Origin of the sequence: Streptomyces sp. yr375 (assembly GCF_900110755.1) — a bacterium.
Lineage (GTDB): Bacteria > Actinomycetota > Actinomycetes > Streptomycetales > Streptomycetaceae > Streptomyces.
The window spans coordinates 8,346-25,833 of record NZ_FOFF01000008.1 but is presented as its reverse complement, the minus strand read 5'-3'; the positions used below and the strand labels follow the sequence as shown (position 1 = coordinate 25,833).

15 protein-coding genes and 1 tRNA gene are annotated in these 17,488 nt (G+C 72.8%); 12 read left to right on the top strand and 4 right to left on the bottom strand.

The window, feature by feature from the left end:
• Positions 1-40 precede the first annotated feature (40 nt).
• Positions 41-538: a GNAT family N-acetyltransferase gene (locus tag BMZ82_RS11120; protein WP_093774355.1), complete on the top strand. Its 498-nt coding sequence runs from the start codon at positions 41-43 to the stop codon at positions 536-538.
• 282 nt (positions 539-820) lie between these two features.
• On the opposite strand, the gene BMZ82_RS11115 is transcribed toward BMZ82_RS11120, so the two are convergent.
• Together BMZ82_RS11115 and BMZ82_RS11110 are read right to left on the bottom strand one after the other, a co-directional pair.
• A complete protein-coding gene (locus tag BMZ82_RS11115) occupies positions 821-1,255 on the bottom strand; it encodes a hypothetical protein (protein ID WP_093774353.1) in 435 nt (144 codons plus the stop codon).
• Position 1,256: 1 nt separating this feature from the next.
• The gene (locus BMZ82_RS11110) at positions 1,257-1,616 is read right to left on the bottom strand and encodes a hypothetical protein (protein ID WP_093774351.1); all 360 of its coding nucleotides are present in this window, start codon (positions 1,614-1,616) and stop codon (positions 1,257-1,259) included.
• Positions 1,617-2,108: 492 nt separating this feature from the next.
• Here BMZ82_RS11110 and BMZ82_RS11105 point away from each other — a divergent pair, with 492 nt between their 5' ends.
• The 8 genes from BMZ82_RS11105 to BMZ82_RS11070 all read left to right on the top strand — a co-directional run bounded on the left by BMZ82_RS11105 (position 2,109) and on the right by BMZ82_RS11070 (position 13,381).
• A complete protein-coding gene (locus BMZ82_RS11105; protein ID WP_093774349.1) occupies positions 2,109-3,152 on the top strand; it encodes a methionine ABC transporter ATP-binding protein in 1,044 nt (347 codons plus the stop codon).
• On the top strand, positions 3,149-3,889 hold the full coding sequence (locus BMZ82_RS11100) for a methionine ABC transporter permease (RefSeq protein ID WP_093774347.1): 741 nt from the start codon (positions 3,149-3,151) through the stop codon (positions 3,887-3,889). Before BMZ82_RS11105 ends, BMZ82_RS11100 begins: the two co-directional genes overlap by 4 nt.
• Positions 3,890-3,974: 85 nt before the next feature.
• Positions 3,975-4,814, top strand: coding sequence for a MetQ/NlpA family ABC transporter substrate-binding protein (locus BMZ82_RS11095; RefSeq protein WP_093774345.1), 840 nt, complete (start codon positions 3,975-3,977; stop codon positions 4,812-4,814).
• 157 nt (positions 4,815-4,971) lie between these two features.
• Positions 4,972-5,610, top strand: a complete 639-nt coding sequence (locus BMZ82_RS11090) for a GNAT family N-acetyltransferase (protein ID WP_093774343.1) — start codon at positions 4,972-4,974, stop codon at positions 5,608-5,610.
• 96 nt (positions 5,611-5,706) lie between these two features.
• Positions 5,707-6,924: a precorrin-6y C5,15-methyltransferase (decarboxylating) subunit CbiE gene (gene cbiE / locus BMZ82_RS11085; protein ID WP_093774341.1), complete on the top strand. Its 1,218-nt coding sequence runs from the start codon at positions 5,707-5,709 to the stop codon at positions 6,922-6,924.
• A 367-nt stretch (positions 6,925-7,291) separates the two neighbouring features.
• Positions 7,292-11,113, top strand: coding sequence for a nicotinate-nucleotide--dimethylbenzimidazole phosphoribosyltransferase (cobT, locus tag BMZ82_RS11080; protein ID WP_093774339.1), 3,822 nt, complete (start codon positions 7,292-7,294; stop codon positions 11,111-11,113).
• 153 nt (positions 11,114-11,266) lie between these two features.
• Positions 11,267-12,499 carry a uroporphyrinogen-III C-methyltransferase gene (cobA, locus tag BMZ82_RS11075; protein WP_093774337.1) on the top strand — a complete coding sequence of 411 codons (1,233 nt, stop codon included), beginning with the start codon at positions 11,267-11,269 and terminating at the stop codon, positions 12,497-12,499.
• A 63-nt stretch (positions 12,500-12,562) separates the two neighbouring features.
• Positions 12,563-13,381: a TrmH family RNA methyltransferase gene (locus BMZ82_RS11070; protein WP_093774335.1), complete on the top strand. Its 819-nt coding sequence runs from the start codon at positions 12,563-12,565 to the stop codon at positions 13,379-13,381.
• 219 nt (positions 13,382-13,600) lie between these two features.
• Here the strand turns inward: BMZ82_RS11070 and BMZ82_RS11065 are convergent, their stop codons facing one another.
• Entirely contained in the window at positions 13,601-14,977 is a 1,377-nt protein-coding gene (locus tag BMZ82_RS11065) for a serine/threonine-protein kinase (RefSeq protein WP_093774333.1), read from the bottom strand.
• Between the two features lie 623 nt (positions 14,978-15,600).
• Here BMZ82_RS11065 and BMZ82_RS11060 point away from each other — a divergent pair.
• From BMZ82_RS11060 to BMZ82_RS11050, 3 genes are all read left to right on the top strand, one after another.
• Positions 15,601-15,795 (top strand): hypothetical protein, encoded by a 195-nt coding sequence (locus BMZ82_RS11060; RefSeq protein ID WP_093774331.1) that lies wholly within the window; start codon positions 15,601-15,603, stop codon positions 15,793-15,795.
• 204 nt (positions 15,796-15,999) lie between these two features.
• A complete protein-coding gene (locus tag BMZ82_RS11055) occupies positions 16,000-16,971 on the top strand; it encodes a phosphotransferase family protein (RefSeq protein ID WP_256251855.1) in 972 nt (323 codons plus the stop codon).
• Positions 16,972-17,020: 49 nt separating this feature from the next.
• Positions 17,021-17,329 carry a TFIIB-type zinc ribbon-containing protein gene (locus BMZ82_RS11050; RefSeq protein WP_093774327.1) on the top strand — a complete coding sequence of 103 codons (309 nt, stop codon included), beginning with the start codon at positions 17,021-17,023 and terminating at the stop codon, positions 17,327-17,329.
• Positions 17,330-17,419: 90 nt separating this feature from the next.
• On the opposite strand, the gene BMZ82_RS11045 is transcribed toward BMZ82_RS11050, so the two are convergent.
• Positions 17,420-17,488, bottom strand: a tRNA-Val gene (locus BMZ82_RS11045).

The window sequence follows — 17,488 nt, the reverse complement described above, 5'->3', positions numbered from 1 at the left end:
AAGGACCACAGACGATCAGGTGAGCGGGAGGCGTGCGCATATGGGCATGAGCGTGACCATCTCGGTGGCGACCGAGCAGGACGTAGAGCAGATCTTCAGGCTGCAGTACCTGTGCTTCCAGAGCGAAGCGGCGCTGTACGGCAACTACCGCATCGCCCCGCTCGTCCAGAGCCTCGACTCGGTCCGGGAGGAACTCGCCACCGACTGCGTCTTCGTGGCCCGCCTGGGCGACGAGGTCGTCGGCGCGGTCCGCGGCAGCCTCACCGAGGACGGCGCCGCCGCCATCGGCAAGCTCTGCGTCCACCCGCGCCTCCAGGGCCACGGCATCGGCGCGAGACTGCTGCGCGCGGCCGAGTCGGCGCTCGCCGAGGAACGCGGCGCCAAGAAGTTCCGCCTCTTCACCGGCCACCGCAGCGAGGGCAACCTCCGCCTCTACCGCCGAGTCGGCTACGAAACAGTAGGCACCTCCGAAGGCACCGACGGAGTCCTGATGATCGTCCTGGAAAAGCGAGCAGGCGACTACGCCAAAACAGCGTGAGACGACCGCTTTCAACGGTCGTGAGCTGAGCGCTTTCAACGGCGTGAGCCGAACGCTTTTCGCGGCCGTGAGGTGAGCGCTTTTTGACGGCCGTGGGGTGAACGCTCTCAACGGCGTGAGGCGCACGCTTTTGCGGCCGCGAGGCGAACGGTCTCGACGGCGTGAGGCGAGCGTTTCTGGCGGCGCAAGGCGAGCGCTCTCAACGACGTGAGGCGAGTGTGTTTTTAGTGGCGCGGGGAACTGCGCGACCAGCCACGACGGACCCGCAGCCGCCGACGGCCGTCAAGCCCCCTGCTGGGAGGGCGCCTTCCGCAACCGCAACCAGTACAGCGCGGACAACGGCAGCAGCACAGGGATGAACACGTACCCCATCCCATAGTCCGACCACACGGTCGCGTCGTGGAAGACCGACGGCTCGATCACCGTCCACGTACCGACAACCACCACTCCCGCAAGCTCAACGGCACAACAAACCCGCGCCGCCCTCCGCGCCGTCTCCCCACCCCGCACCAGCGAATACGTGATGAAGCCGTACACGACCCCGGCCACAGCGGACAGCACGTACGACAGCGGCGCGCGCTCGAAGTCCGTCGCGATCTGGTACACCGACCGCGACACGGCCCCGACCACCATCACCCCGTAGAACCACACCAGCAGCATCCCGGGCCCGCCGATCAGCCGGCCCGGCTGCTTCTCCCGCTCCTGCGCCACCGTCATCTCAGCCTCCCCAGATGTCATAGAGCCGCACCTCCAGCACGGCGAGCACCACACCGCTCGCCGCGACCGTCACCGAACCCCAGCGGGTCCGCTCGGCCAGCGACATGAACCCCGCCGTCGGCACACACGCGAACGCGCCCAGCAGATACGCCACGAAGATCGTCGTGCCCTGCTCCGGCTTCTCGCCCCGCGCCAGTTGCACGATGCCGACCACCAGTTGGACCGTGGCCAGCAGCGAGACCACGGCCATCCCGATGAAATGCCAGTCCTTCGTCGGCTGGTCACGGTAGGCGGCCCAGCCGCACCAGGCGGCGAGCAGCAACGCGGCGACGCCGGTCACCAGCGTCAGGGCATCAAGCATGCAGCGACCTTATTACGGCGTAATCGGCCCCCCGCGCCCGGCCCCGCACGGGGCGGACGACGACCATGGTGTCCGCCACAACCCGTCCATCACTGTCCACCACTGTCCAGCATCCGGACAGCGGGCTCCTGGTCAGGACCGTACGTCTGCTTTACTGATGCTCATGACCACTACGAGCAGCCGCACCCCTGCGACCGAGGCGACCCTGACGCCCGGTGCTCGTTGTTCGTGTCGAATGCGCGCCTTCTAGAGGGCCCCCGCACCACCCCCCGAGCTCGCGCCCCGAAGCGAGACGCCGTGGCACGTCCGTACGCCGCGATTCCGCCGTACGTGACACGAGCCACGCCCCGCGCACAGATCTCCCCCCGGTTCCCCGCCACGGCGAGAACCATGTCGCGGCCCTGACCGCCTGCCTACCCCGGCATCCCAGCACCCTGCACCCGTGCGCCCGGCACACCCACGCCCGCGCACTCGACAGTGACGGAAATCCACGTGATCACCACCACGGGCCTCACCAAGGTCTACCGCTCACGCGGCCGTGCGGTCACCGCCCTCGACGGCGTCGACCTGCACGTCCGAGAAGGCGAGGTGTACGGCGTCATCGGCCAGTCCGGCGCCGGCAAGTCCTCGCTGATCCGCTGCATCAACCTCCTGGAGCGCCCCACCGCCGGCACGGTCACCGTCGCCGGACAGGACCTCACCGCGCTCGCCGGACGCGGACCGCGCGCCGGCAAGGAACTGCGGCAGGCCCGCAGCCGGATCGGCATGGTCTTCCAGCACTTCAACCTGCTGTCCTCACGGACCGTGCAGGACAACGTCGAACTCCCCCTGGAGATCCTCGGCGGCTCAGGGAAGGAACGTTCCCGCAAGGCGCTGGAACTGCTCGACCTGGTCGGTCTCGCCGACAAGGCGAAGTCCTTCCCCGCCCAGCTCTCCGGCGGTCAGAAGCAGCGCGTCGGCATCGCCCGCGCCCTCGCCGGCGACCCGAAGGTGCTCCTCTCCGACGAGGCCACCAGCGCCCTCGACCCGGAGACCACCCGCTCCATCCTCCGGCTGCTGCGCGACCTCAACCGCCAACTGGGCCTGACCGTGCTGCTCATCACCCACGAGATGGACGTCGTGAAGTCGATCTGCGACTCCGCCGCGCTCATGGAGAACGGCCGGGTCGTCGAGTCCGGCACGGTCAGCGAGCTGCTCGCCACCCCCGGCTCCGAACTGGCCGCCGCGCTCTTCCCGGTCGGCGGCGAAGCCACCGGCGACGACCGCACCGTCGTCGACGTCACCTTCCACGGCGAGACCGCCACCCGGCCCGTCATCTCCCAGCTCTCGCGCACCTACAACATCGACATCTCGATCCTCGGCGCCGCCATCGACACCGTCGGCGGCCTCCAGGTCGGCCGCATGCGCATCGAACTGCCCGGCCGCTACGAGGACAACGTCGTGCCGATCGGCTTCCTGCGCGAACAGGGCCTGCAGATCGACGTCGTGGACCACGCGGGCCAGAAGCCCGTACTGCCGAAGGAAGGTGCCGAGTGACCTGGTCGGAGATGCAGCCCCTGCTGTCCCAGGCGTGTTGGGACACCCTCTACATGGTCGGCTGGTCCACGCTCATCGCCGTCGTCGGCGGCCTCCCGCTGGGCGTCCTGCTGGTCCTCACCGACCGGGGCGGGCTGCTGCAGAACCTCGTCGCCAACCGGGTGCTCGGGCAGGTCGTGAACATCGCCCGCTCGATGCCGTTCATCATCCTCATGGTCGCGCTGATGAACTTCACCCGCACGATCACCGGGACGACCATCGGCCGCGAGGCCGCGATCGTGCCGCTCGCCATCGGCGCCATCCCGTTCTTCGCGCGCCTGGTCGAGACGGCTGTCCGCGAAGTGGACGGCGGGCTCGTCGAGGCCGTCCAGGCGATGGGCGGCAACACCTGGACGATCGTGCGCAAGGTCCTCGTACCGGAGTCCCTGCCCTCGCTCATCGCCAGCACCACCACCACGATCGTCGCCCTCATCGGCTACTCCGCCATGGCCGGCACGGTCGGCGCCGGCGGCCTCGGCGACATCGCCATCCGCTACGGCTACCAGCGCTTCGAGACCGAGCTGATGTGGATCACGGTGGCCATCCTCGCCGTCGTCATCTCGCTCATCCAGTTCGCCGGCGACTACGCGGCCCGCTCCCTGCACCGCCGCGGCGGCCGCTCCGGCCCCGCGCCCAGACTCCGCCTCCTCAAGGCGAAGGCGGACCCGGCGACCGCGGACGTCGGCAAGGTCGCCTGAGCCGTCACCTCCCCCGCCCACCCCCCTCTCATGACTCCCCGTCCACCCATCACGGGGACGCACCACCACAGGAAAGGCACTTTTCGTGCGTAACACCGCCAAGTTCACCACCGCCGTCCTCGCCGCCGGAGCCCTCACCCTCGGACTCACCGCCTGCGGCTCGGACAAGGCATCCACCTCGGCCGCCGGCTCCGACACCAGCGGCCCGCTGATCGTCGCCGCGAGCCCGACCCCGCACGCCGAGATCCTCAACTTCGTCAAGGACAACCTGGCGAAGAAGGCGGGCCTCGACCTGGAGGTCAAGGAGTTCACCGACTACGTCACGCCGAACACGGCGACGGAGGACGGCTCGGTCGGCGCCAACTACTTCCAGAACCAGCCGTACCTGGACGACTTCAACAAGAAGAACGGCACCCACATCGTGCCTGTCGTCACGGTCCACCTGGAGCCGCTCGGCCTCTACTCCCACAAGGTCAAGAGCGCCGACGCCCTGAAGAGCGGCGCGACCATCGCCGTCCCGAACGACAGCGTCAACGAGGCCCGCGCCCTCAAACTGCTCGCCGCGAACGGGCTCATCACCCTCAAGGCCGGCGCGGGCAACGAGGCGACCCCCGCCGACATCACCGCGAACCCGAAGAAGCTCGAGTTCAAGGAGCTGGAGGCGGCCCAGACCCCGCGCTCCCTGGACGACGTGGACGCCGCCGTCATCAACGGCAACTACGCCATCGAGGCCGACCTGAAGCCCGCCTCGGACGCCCTCGTCCTCGAGTCCGCCAAGAACAACCCGTACGGCAACTTCCTCGCCGTGAAGAAGGGGAACGAGAGCGACCCGCGCGTCAAGAAGCTCGCGAAGCTCCTCACTTCACCCGAGGTCAAGAAGTTCATCGCGGACAAGTACGCGGGCTCCGTCATCGCCTCCTTCTGAGCCAACTGGCCTGCGCCACCACGGGGTCCACGCCGTCACTCGGTGTGGACCCCGTGGTGCGGTGCCGTGCTCGCATGCTGCATGCTGGGCAGTTCAGCAGGCCCTGACGGCCCAGCAGGTCGGGCCCTGACGGTTTCGAAGGCTACGGAGCGGCTTCATGACGAGCACCTTCCCCAACATCTCCATCAGCACGGAGCGGTTGGTGCTGCGTCCCCTCGACGAGGACGACGTGCCCGCCCTGGCCGACATGATGAACGACGAGCAGGTCGGCGCCTGGACGGCCGTGCCCCAGCCCTTCAGCCGCCCCGCCGCCCGCCGTTGGATCACCGAGTACGCCCCCGCCGAACGGACCGCGGGCCGCGGCCTCGACCTCGCCGTCACCGAGTTCCTCACCCAGCGCCTGGTCGGCATCGTCCAACTGACCAAGACCAACTGGCAGGTCCGCTCCACCGAGCTGTCGTACATCATCGCCCCCTGGGCGCGCGGCGAGGGCTACGCCGCCGAAGCGGCCATGGCCACCGCCCGCTGGCTGCTCACCGACCAGAGACTCGAGCGCATCGAGCTGCGCACGGCTGCCGACAACACCGCCTCCCAGCAGGTCGCCCAGAAGATCGGCTGCATCAGCGAGGGCGTCCTGCGCGGCGCCTGTATAGCGCACGCCCGCGCCGAGGACGGCACCTGGACCGACGTGCGCACCGACTACATCGTGTGGAGCCTGATCCCGGAGGACCTGGAGGGACCCGGCGAGCACTTCGCGGAGAGCGGCGGCTACCCGTCGTACACCGACTGGAACTGACTGCGGGGCCGCCGCCGGCACCGCCGCCCGGCCCGGCCGACCAGGTACCCTCACGGAGCCCGCTGCCTGCGTGAACCCCGGAGGAGACTGACGACGATGGCCGACCGCGTCACGGTGATCGGCTGGGACGGCTCGCCGCCGACCGCCGCGGCCCGCTCGGCCCTGAGCGCCGCCACCCTGGTGGCCGGTGCCGCCCACCACCTGGCGCTGCCCGAAGTACCCCCCGCCGCGGAACGCATCCGGCTCGGCAGCGTCGCCCTCGCCGCCCGCCGCATCGCCGGCCACCGCGGCACCGCGGTCGTCCTCGCCGACGGCGACCCGGGCTTCTTCGGCGTCGTACGCACCCTGCGCGCACCCGAGTTCGGCCTCGAGGTGGAGGTCGTCCCGGCCGTCTCCGCCGTCGCCGCCGCCTTCGCCCGGGCCGGCATGCCCTGGGACGACGCCCAGGTCGTCGTCGCCCACCGACGCACCCTGCGCCGCGCGGTGAACGTGTGCCGCGCCCACACCAAGGTCGCCGTCCTCACCTCCCCGGGCGCCGGCCCCGCCGAGCTCGGCCTGCTCATGGAGGGCGTGCACCGCACCTTCGTGGTCTGCGAGGAACTCGGCACCACTCGCGAACAGGTCAGCGTCGTCACCTCCGACAAGGCCGCCGACCACACCTGGCGCGACCCCAACGTCGTCATCGTCATCGGCGGCCCCACCGGACCGGCCGTCTCCGGCGACAGCGGCTGGATCGCCGGCCGCGCCCCGGACACCGGCCCGCGCGGCTGGGCCCTGCCGGCCGAGGCGTACGGCGGCGGACTCGGCGAGGGAGAGGGAGAGCTGCTGCGCGCGGCCCAACTCGCCCGGCTCGGCCCGCGGGTCGGCGACCTCGTCTGGGACATCGGCTGCGGCAGCGGCGCGTTCGCGACCGAGGCGGCGCGCGCGGGCGCCGCCGTCATCGCCGTCGACCACGACCTGAACGCGTGCGGCCGCACCGACGCCGCCGCGCGCCGCCACGGCGTCCAGTTGCAGATCGTCCGCGGCACCGCCCCGCACATCCTGGAGAACCTGCCCGAACCGGACGTCGTCCGGGTCGGCGGCGGGGGAGCGGCCGTGGTCTCCGCGGTCGCCGACCGCCGCCCGCAGCGCATCGTCACCCACGCGGCGACCCGCGACACGGCCGAACGCGTCGGCCGCGACCTGTCCGAGCACGGCTACCGCGTCGAGTGCGCCCTCCTCCAGTCCGTCGAACTCGACACCCGCGCCTGGACGGAGACGGAACGGAGCGTCGCGTTCCTGCTCAGCGGGGTCCTGCCGGACCGCCGGACGTGACCCGCGCCGCCCGCCCCGTGATCCTGTTGTCGTACCGCGCGCGGTAGGCTGGCCGATCGTCGTACCGCTTCCGTTCGCCCGGCGCTTCGTCGGTCAATGTCCGGAAAACACATCTCTTTTGGGAGGTGTGTGGTAGGGCAGAACCGGTGGGCGCGCAACGTGGCGCAGTCCACAGCGGAGCGTTGCGGATCAAGCTGTCGCGACGCGACGACGGCCGGGACAATGCCACTGAATGGCTTTGTCGCTTTTTCGGGCGGGTCGTCCGTGCCGCTGGGCACGGACGCTCGTTCTTCACAACGGGGCGGTCGGTGCGCCGCTCCGGGTGAGCCGGCCGCAGAAGCACTAACCGATGGGCGAGGGGTTACGCATGACCGACACCGGCCAGGTCCCGGGCGAGGGGCTGCCGGAGAACGCAGGCATGGTGGAGCAGCCGGGCGTCCCCGCGCACGGTGCGTACACCTACCTCTCCGAAACCACCGCCGAGGACGAAGACCTGTTGCTGCTGCCGGGTGCCCAGAGCGCGTGGGGCAACGAGGTGGCACCGCCCGCGCCGGAACCGGTCGTCGAGACCGTGCACGAGCCCGGTCCGCACGAGACGGCCGGCCGCGACAGCGGTTCGGTCGACCTCAGCGCCGTCCGCCTCCCCGGCCCGTCGACGCCCCAGTCGGCCCCGCGCCGACCCCTGCACCTCGGCCCGCCCATCCCCGACGCCTCCGCCAGCCCGGTCCGTTCCCTCGCCGACCGCGGCCCCGCCGGCGCGCCGGTACGCCAGCCCGCGTCCGCCCCCGAGTACCTCGATGTCCCACCCCTGCGCGAAACATCCCCGCAGGCCGCGTCCCCCTGGGGCACCGCACAGACCACGGTCCAGGCCCCGGCCCCCGCCCCGGCACCGGTCGTTCCGGCTGCGGAGCCGGTCACCGATCCGGCCGCAGAGCCGGTGGGCGTCGCCCAGGCGGTCGTCTCCCGCGTGGCGACCGAGGCGGCGACCGCCGCGACCGCCCCGCAGGAACAGGAACAGGAACAGGAACAGGACACGTACGACGCCCAGGCCGCGACTCCGGAAGCCGCCGAGACGTACGGCGTCGTCGACCCCGGTGAGCTGCTCGGCGCCGCGATGATGGCGGAGGCCGAGGTCGAGACCCCCGTCGCCGTTCCCGTCCCCGCTGAAGTGCCGGAAGCCGTCGAACAGTTGGCGGAAGAGGCGCAGGCACCCGAGGCCGCAGAGGCACCGGAGGCTGCTGAGCCGGTCGTGGCCGAGGTGGCTGAGGTCGTCGTCGAAGAGGTGGCCGAGGTCGCCGAGCCGAACCCCGTGGCGGCACCCGTCGCAGCGGCGGTGCCCGTCGTCGAGGTGGCGGAGGTCGCCGAGGCGGTCGAGGTCGTTGAGGCGAGCCCTGTCGAGGTGCCGCAGCCTCAGGAGCCCGAGGCGCAGGTCGTCGCCGCGCCGGCCGAGGCCCCGGAAGCACCGGAGGCACCGGCGGTCCCCGAGACGCCGGTTGCGGAGCCGGTTCCGGTCGTCGACGTCGTCGTCGCACCGCAGGCCGCTCCCGAGGCCCCTGTTCCCGACCTGGTCGAGACCCCCGAGCCCACCCCCGTTCCCGTCCCCGAGCCCGAAGCCGTCGAGGCCCCCGAGCCCGAGGCGATCGCGCCCCCCGAGGCACCGGAACCGGCGACCCCCGTGGCGGAAACGCCCGCCGCCGAGGTCGAGGCGCCCACGCCCGACCCGGAGATCCCCGCCGCCGCTCCCGAGGCCGTCGAGGCCCCCGCCGAGCCGACCGCCCAGGAGGCGGAGCCGGAGCCGCAGCCGGACCCGGAGCCCGAGGCCGTCATCGAGCCCCCCACCCCGGAACCGATCCCGTCGGCGGAGGCAGAGCCCGAGCCCGCACCCCCCGTCGCCGAGCCCGAGCCCGAGCCCGCCGAGGCTCTCGCGGAGCCGGAGCCGGAGCCGCAACCCGAACCGCACCCGGAGCCGGAACCCCTGACGGAGGCGGCGGAGACGGCGGAGACGCCCGTCGAGGAAGCCCCCGCACCCCCCGCACCCGTGGGGGAGGCCGCGCCCCTGGACGTCCAGCCGGCCCCCGAGGCCCCCGAGGCGACCGAGCCGGTGGCGGAAGAACCTGAGCCCGCCGAAGTCGAAACGGCCCCGGCCCCCGCTGCCACGCTTCCCGACCCTGCTCCCGCCCCCGTCCCGGCGACCCCGGAGACGGCGCACCCGGCCGCGGCCGACATCGTCGAACCCGCCGAAGCCGCCGAAGCCGTCGAAGCCGTCGAACCCGCCGAAGCCGCCGAAGCCGTCGAACCCGCCGAAGCCGTCGAAACCATCGAAACTGGCGAACCCGTCGACCTCGGCGACACCGTCGATCCCGATGTCGCCCAGAGTCCCGAGGACCTGGACACCACGGCCGCCGACCCCGAAGACAGCCGCCCGGCCGCAGTGGCAGAAGCGCGCGAGTCCGCCGGCCCCGCCGCGCCCCCGTACGACGACGCCGAGCGTGCGGCCGTCCTGAAGGTGATGCGGGAGCGCCGGGACATCCGCAACGGCTTCCGGCCGGACCCGATCCCGCACGAGGTGCTGCTGCGTGTCCTGGAGGCCGCCCACACCGCGCCGTCGGTCGGCCACTCGCAGCCCTGGGACTTCGTCGTCATCCGCTCCGCCGAGACCCGGAGCGTGATGCACGAACTGGCGGAGCGGCAGCGTGAGGCGTACGCGAAGTCCCTCCCCAAGGGCCGGGCCAAGCAGTTCAAGGAACTGAAGATCGAGGCCATCCTCGACACCCCGGTGAACATCGTCGTCACCGCCGACCCGACCCGCGGCGGCCGCCACACCCTCGGCCGGCACACGCAGCCGCAGATGGCGCCGTACTCCTCCGCGCTCGCGGTCGAGAACCTGTGGCTCGCCGCCCGAGCCGAGGGCCTCGGCGTCGGCTGGGTCAGCTTCTTCGACGAGCGCGAGATGGTCCGCGCCCTCGGCCTGCCCGAGCACCTCGAAGTGGTCGCCTACCTGTGCGTCGGCTACGTCGACGAGTTCCCGGACGAGCCCGAGCTGATGCAGGCGGGCTGGGCCAAGCGCCGCCCGCTGTCCTGGGTCGTCCACGAGGAGACGTACGGCCGTCGCGCGCTGCCCGGCGAGGACCCGCACGACCTGCTCGCCGAGACCGTCGCGAGCGTGCGCCCGCTGGACGCCAAGGCGCTCGGCGAGGCCTGGGAACGGCAGAAGCGCATGACGAAGCCGCCGGGCTCGCTCGGCATGCTGGAGATCATCTCCGCGCAGTTGTCCGGCCTGTCCCGGCAGTGCCCGCCGCCGATCCCGGAGCCCGCGGCCGTCGCGATCTTCGCCGGCGACCACGGCGTGCACGCGCAGGGCGTCACCCCCTGGCCGCAGGAGGTGACGGCCCAGATGGTCGCCAACTTCCTCGGCGGCGGCGCGGTCTGCAACGCCTTCGCGACCCAGGTGGGCGCCGAGGTCTGCGTGGTGGACGTCGGCGTGGCCGCCGAACTCCCCGGCACCCCCGGTCTGCTGCCCCGCAAGATCCGCGCGGGCACCTCCGACATGACGACCGGCCCCGCGATGACCCGCGAGGAGGCCAAACAGGCCATCGAGGTCGGCATCGAGACCGCCCGCGACCTGGTCGCGGCCGGCAACAAGGCGCTGCTCACCGGCGAGATGGGCATCGCGAACACGACCGCGTCCGCGGCCCTCATCTCGGTCTTCACGGGCGCCGACCCGGCCGAGGTCACCGGCCGCGGCACCGGCATCAACGACGAGACCCTCGCCCGCAAGACCGAGGTCGTCCGCCGCGCCCTGGACCTCCACCAGCCGGACCCGGCCGACCCCATCGGCGTCCTCGCGGCGATCGGCGGCTTCGAACACGCGGCGCTGGTCGGCCTCCTCCTCGGCGGCGCGTCCCTGCGTACGCCGGTGATCCTGGACGGCGTCAGCGCCGGCGCCGCCGCCCTGGTCGCCCGCGCCATCGCCCCCGAGGTCCTCGCGGCCTGCATCGCCGGGCACCGCAGCGCGGAACCGGGCCACGTGGCCGCCCTCAACAAGCTGGGCCTGCGCCCCTTGGTCGACCTGGACCTGCGCCTCGGCGAGGGCACGGGCGCGCTGCTGGCCCTGCCCCTGGTCCAGAGCACGGCGCGAGCCATGCACGAGGTGGCGACGTTCGACTCGGCGGGCGTGACCGAGAAGTAGCCCCGACAAGCAACCCCGCACCGGGGTCGGGGGCGTGCGTTCCTGCATGCCCCCCGACCCCGCCGTACGCTGAACGCACGTCTAAAATCCGCACGTCAGGGCCGCTCCGGAGCCGCAGCGCCCACCCTCTGCCCGTTCGAGGAGCCGCACCTCATGGCCGAACACCCCGCCTACCCCGTAGGCCTCCGCCTCACCGGCCGCCGGGTCGTCGTCCTCGGCGGCGGCCAGGTCGCCCAGCGCCGCCTTCCCGCGCTGATCGCGGCGGGCGCCGCCGTCCACCTCGTGTCCCCCGAGGCGACCCCGTCCGTCGAGGCGATGGCGGACGCGGGCGAGATCACCTGGACGCGCCGCGCCTACGCCGAGGGCGACCTCGCGGACGCCTGGTACGCGCTGATCGCCACCCGCGACCCTGAGGCGAACGCCCGCGCCTCCGCCGAGGCCGAGCAGCACCGCGTCTGGTGCGTCCGCTCCGACGACGCCGACCAGGCCACCGCCTGGACCCCGGCGACCGGTCACAGCGAGGGCGTCACGGTCGCCGTCCTCACCACCGACGCCCGTGGCCGCGACCCCCGCCACACCGCCGCCATCCGCGACGCGGTCGTCGAGGGCCTGCGCGACGGCACCCTCGTCGCCCCCCACCACCGCACCCGCACCCCCGGCGTCGCCCTGGTCGGCGGCGGCCCCGGCGACCCCGACCTGATCACCGTCCGCGGCCGCCGCCTGCTCGCCGAGGCGGACGTCGTCATCGCCGACCGGCTCGGCCCCCGCGACCTGCTCGCCGAACTCCCGCCGCACGTCGAGGTGATCGACGCGGCGAAGATCCCGTACGGCCGGTTCATGGCCCAGGAGGCCATCAACAACGCGCTGATCGAGCACGCCAGGCAGGGCAAGTCGGTCGTCCGGCTCAAGGGCGGCGACCCGTACGTCTTCGGCCGTGGCATGGAGGAGCTCCAGGCCCTCGCCGAGGCCGGCATCGCCTGCACGGTCGTGCCGGGCATCTCCAGCTCGATCTCGGTGCCGGGCGCGGCCGGCATCCCCGTCACCCACCGGGGCGTCGCCCACGAGTTCACCGTGGTCAGCGGCCATGTCGCCCCCGACGACGAGCGGTCCCTCGTCGACTGGCCGTCCCTGGCGAAGCTCACCGGGACGCTCGTGATCCTGATGGGCGTCGACAAGATCGGGAAGATCGCCGAGACGCTCGTCGCGCACGGCAAGTCGCCCGACACCCCGGTCGCCCTGGTCCAGGAGGGCACGACGGCCGCCCAACGGCGCGTCGACGCGACCCTCGCGACGGTCGCCGAGACGGTCCGCGCCGAGGAGGTCAGGCCGCCCGCGGTCATCGTCGTCGGCGCGGTCGTGACCGTCGGCTCCCGGACATTCGAGTAACCGCGGGTAACACAACCGTTCCGAGCCGTTGGCACCACACCCAGGACAAGGCAGTATCACCCTGTGGCCGATCTCATCACCGTTGAGGACCCCGACGACCCGCGCCTGCGCGACTACACCGGCCTGACCGACGTCGAGCTGCGCCGCAAACGCGAGCCGGCCGAGGGCCTGTTCATCGCCGAGGGCGAGAAGGTCATCCGCCGGGCCAAGGACGCCGGGTACGAGATGCGCTCGATGCTGCTCTCCGCCAAGTGGGTCGACGTCATGCGCGACGTCATCGACGAACTCCCGGCGCCGGTCTACGCCGTCAGCCCGGAGCTCGCCGAACGCGTCACCGGATACCACGTCCACCGCGGCGCGCTGGCCTCCATGCAGCGCAAGCCGCTGCCCACCGCCGCCGAACTCCTGCAGACCGCCCGCCGGGTCGTCGTCATGGAGTCGGTCAACGACCACACCAACATCGGCGCGATCTTCCGCTCGGCGGCGGCCCTCGGCATGGACGCCGTACTGCTCTCCCCGGACTGCGCCGACCCCCTCTACCGCCGCAGCGTGAAGGTCTCGATGGGCGCGGTCTTCTCCGTCCCGTACGCCCGACTGGACACCTGGCCCAAGGGCCTGGACTCGGTCCGCGAGGCCGGCTTCACCCTCCTCGCCCTCACCCCGGACGAGAAGGCCCGCAGCCTCGACGAGGCCGCCCCGCACCGGATGGACCGGGTCGCGCTGATGCTGGGCGCGGAGGGCGACGGCCTCTCCACCCAGGCCCTGGTCGCCGCCGACGAATGGGTCCGCATCCCCATGTCCCACGGCGTCGACTCCCTCAACGTGGGCGCAGCAGCAGCGGTCGCCTTCTACGCAGTAGCAACAGGCCGCCCACAGGCGTAGCCCACGCGGACCAGCCCCCACCGATCCGGTGCCGGGCCCCGGCAGGACGCGCCCCCTGCCCCTGCCGTACGACGCCTGCGACGGGCCGCCCGCAGGCGTAGCTAACGCGGGTCAGTCCGCCAGCGGTCCGGTGCCCGGCTCCGGCAGGACACGCCCTTGCCCTGCCGTACGACGCCATCGCCTGCGACGGGCCGTCCGCAGGCGTAGCCCACGCTCGGGTCAGTCCCCCACCGCTCCGGTGCCGGGCCCCGGCAGGACGTGCCCCTGCTCCTGCCGTACGACGCCCTCGCCCCCGCCGAGCCCGCGCGCGGGTCCCTCGCAGCCCTGGACGACGGCGATGCCGAGCGCCACGAGGAGGGTCACCACGACGAAGACGAACAGTCGCTGACGCAGCAGTCGCGGATTGGCCGGCCGCAGTTTGGTCCCCGTGGTCCGTGGCCCCGGCCGCCCGCCCCGGGGTGCTGGCCGACTGCCGCTACCGGGACGGGTGTTGCGCGAACCGGGAACCGGCCGGGCCCCCGACCGCGACGACGAAGCAGCGCCACCACTGCCACCGCCGCCTCGCGAGACGCTGCCCCCGCGTGCGGGAGCCCCGCCCCGCGAGGGAACCGGCCCGCGCGAGGACGGCACCCCGCCGCGCGGCGGGGGAGTGCCCGGCCCGCCCGGCTGGCGCAGCGTGCGCTCCGGAAAGCTGGGGCCGGAGAGCCGTCCCGTGGGACGGTCCGCCTCGGCCCCCCGGGGCACCGGAGGGCGCGCGTCGGCCAGCCCCTGGAACTCCCGGGTCGCGATCTCCTTCAGCCGCAGGGAGAGGTCGAGGGTGCTGGGCCGCTCCTCGGGGTCCTTCGCCAGACAGGCCCGCACCAGCGGGGCCAGCGCGTCCGGAACGCCGTGCAACTGCGGCTCCTCGTGCACCACGCGGTACAGCATCACCTCGGAACTGCCGTGCCCGAAGGGCGAGTCGGCCGTCGAGGCGTACGCGAGCGTGGCGCCCAGCGAGAACACGTCGGTGGCCGGGGTGACCAGCGCCCCCCGCACCTGCTCCGGCGCGAGGAACCCGGGGGAGCCGACCGCCGTACCGACGTGCGTCAGCGTGGACGCGCCCGTCGCCCAGGCGATGCCGAAGTCGATGATCCGCGGGCCCTTGGGGGAGAGCAGGATGTTGGAGGGCTTCAGGTCCCGGTGCACGACCCCGGCCTCGTGCACGGCGACGAGTCCCTCCGACAGCGCGGCCCCGATCGAGGCGAGCTCGGCGGCACCGAGCGGCCCGTCGTCGTTGACCTTGTCGTGGAGGGAGGGCCCGGGCACGTACTGGGTGGCGAACCACGGCCGGTCGGCGTCCAGATCGGCCGCGACGAGCCGCGCCGTGCACCCGCCCCGGATCCGCCGGGCGGCCGACACCTCGCGCGCGAACCGCGACCGGAACTCCTGGTCCTCCGCCAGATCGGGCCGGATCACCTTCAGCGCGACCCGCTGCCCCTTCTTGTCGGACCCCAGATAGACGACGCCCATCCCGCCCGCGCCGAGCCGTCGGTGGAGCCTGAACGAGCCGACGACACGCGGGTCCTCGCGCCTCAGGCGCATCATCGCCATGTTCATCCCCGCTGCCCGGTCCGTGTGACGTGGCACAGCTTACGTTTCCACGGCCGTTCGCGCGCAGAGGCCGCGCCCTCTCGTCCTGATCGATTGTCAGTCCCCGGCAGGACAGTTGAAGGGTGGTCAGAAGGCCGCAGATCTGGCGCGTTTTGGTGGTTGAGTGGCCTCAACCACCCCTATCGGAAGGGGGATTGAACCGGTGAAGGGCGACCGTGCGGACAGCGCCGTCGAGGCGGGCGACCCGCCCCGGACCGCCGCGGTGGAGGCCCGGGAGACCGGCTGCCGGGTGGTCGCGGTGGTCCGGCGAGGGGTGCCGCAAGTGAGCGAAGTCACCACGGGCGTCCCCGGGGCCGCGCCCGCGGGTCCCCGGGGCGGTGCGGAAACCGGTCCGGACCGGTACACCCCCTCAGGGAAGACCCTGAGACCGGGGACCGCGTCTCCACCCAGGGGAGTACTCCCCAGGTCATGGCTCATCCTCCGGGAGGCCCGGCAATCGATACGAGGGCATGACGCCCGACGCCCGCCGCCCGCCTAGATTTGAAGTCAAGCGGCGGGTGCAGCACTCGTCCCCCGAGGTCAGACACCCGCCGCTGCAAACGACAACTGATCAGGTCAGGAGAGGGACCATGGCCCTTACGGCATCGCGGACGACACTCCGCACCCAGGGACGCACCAAGCATCCCCGCCGCACGGGCCGCCGCCACCCCCTGGTGGCGACGCTCATGGCCCTTCCTCTGGCGGTCCTGCTCCTCGTCGTCTTCGACGGCTGGGAGACAGTGGCCACACAGGCGTCGTCCGTGGGAGTGATGCTGGGGCGCTGAGCGGCGACCCCAGGCCCGGAAGAGCGGTCCGGGCGGGGACATCCACCCATGAAACCCCGTGGGGACGGGGGTACGGCGGACGGCAAAAAATGCAGGCGTAGCTGGGGAGCTACGCCTGCATTGCTTTCCCCGACGCGGGGCGGCCCGGGCGGCCCCACCTGCGTACCCTCGCGGGAGACCGCACGCCGCCGCTCAGGGAGCCCCGTGACCGCCCACCCCCTGCTGCTCACCGAGCTCACCTTCCACGCCCGGGCCCGCGCTCACGAAGCCGGCCCGTCCTGCCCGTGCGGCGCGGCCACCCTCGCCGACCGCCCCGACGCCACCGTCGTCCGGCACGCCGGGACCGTCGCGAAGGCGCACGCCCCCGACACCGACCCGGACGCCCTCACCCCCCGCCTCACCACGGCCGCCCGCCTCCCCGACGTCCTCCTCCCCCCGCTGGCCGCGACCCCGTCCTCCGTCCACGGCAGACTCGTCACCCTCTGGCCGTACGGCACCCCGGTCGACCCCGACGACCCGGACGCGGCCCCCTGGGAAGCCGCGGGCGCCCTGCTCGCCCGCCTCCACCGCACCCCCGCCCCGACCGCCCTCCCCCCGATGCGCGGCCCCGCCAAGGCCGCCCACGCCGTGGCCCGCCTGCGCGCCGCCGCCCCACACCCCGCCGTCGCCCCCGTCCTGGCCGCCTGGCGCGCACTGCCCCCGTGGGCCCGCGCCGAGGCCCCCATGCCGGACACCACCACCCTCTGCCACGGCGACCTCCACCTCGGCCAGCTCGTCCGCCACCCCGCGCCCGACGGCCCGTGGCGGCTGATCGACGTCGACGATCTCGGCGTCGGCGTCCCGGCCTGGGACCTCGCCCGCCCCGCCGCCTGGTACGCCTGCGGCCTCCTCCCACCCGATGAGTGGACCCGCTTCCTTGCCGCCTACCGGGCCGGATCCGGCCCCGCCGTCCCCGGGGCAGGCGACCCCTGGCCCGCCCTCGACGTCCCGGCCCGCGCACTCACCGTGCAGACGGCGGCGCGGGCTGTCACGAAGTCGGTGGCGCGGGGGCGGTCACCGGACGAGGTCGAGCAGTGCCTCGTCGACGCCTGTGCCCGAATGGGTTCGGTCCCCCCCGCAGTTGGCGGCAGATGCCGCGAAGTAGGGTGCAACCGACCGCGTTCGGACAGTGTCTGAACAGGCGGTACGCGAAACAGCAACGACCGGCGAGGAGTTGAGCCGAACCATGCAGTGCCCGAAATGTCACGCTCACATGCAGACATACAACCGCAACGGCGTCCAGATCGAACAGTGCAGCAACTGCCGGGGCATCTTCCTGGACTACGGCGAGCTGGAGGCGCTGACCCGCGTGGAGTCCCAGTGGTCCCAGCCCGCGCCGCCGCCCCCGGCCGCCCCGCAGGCGTACCCGGCGGCCCCTGTCGCGCCCGCCTGGGGCGCCCCGCACGCCGGCGGTCACGGCGGTGCGCACTACGGCGGTCACCACGGCGGCCACCACCGCCACAAGAGCTTCGGCCACATGCTGTTCTCTAGCTGAACAGGCACCAGGCTCTAGCCGAACCGGCACCAGCCGGACCGGCCCACGGAAGAGCCCCCGACCGCGAAGGCGGCCGGGGGCTCTCGGCTGTGGACGATACTGGGATTGAACCAGTGACCTCTTCCGTGTCAGGGAAGCGCTCTCCCGCTGAGCTAATCG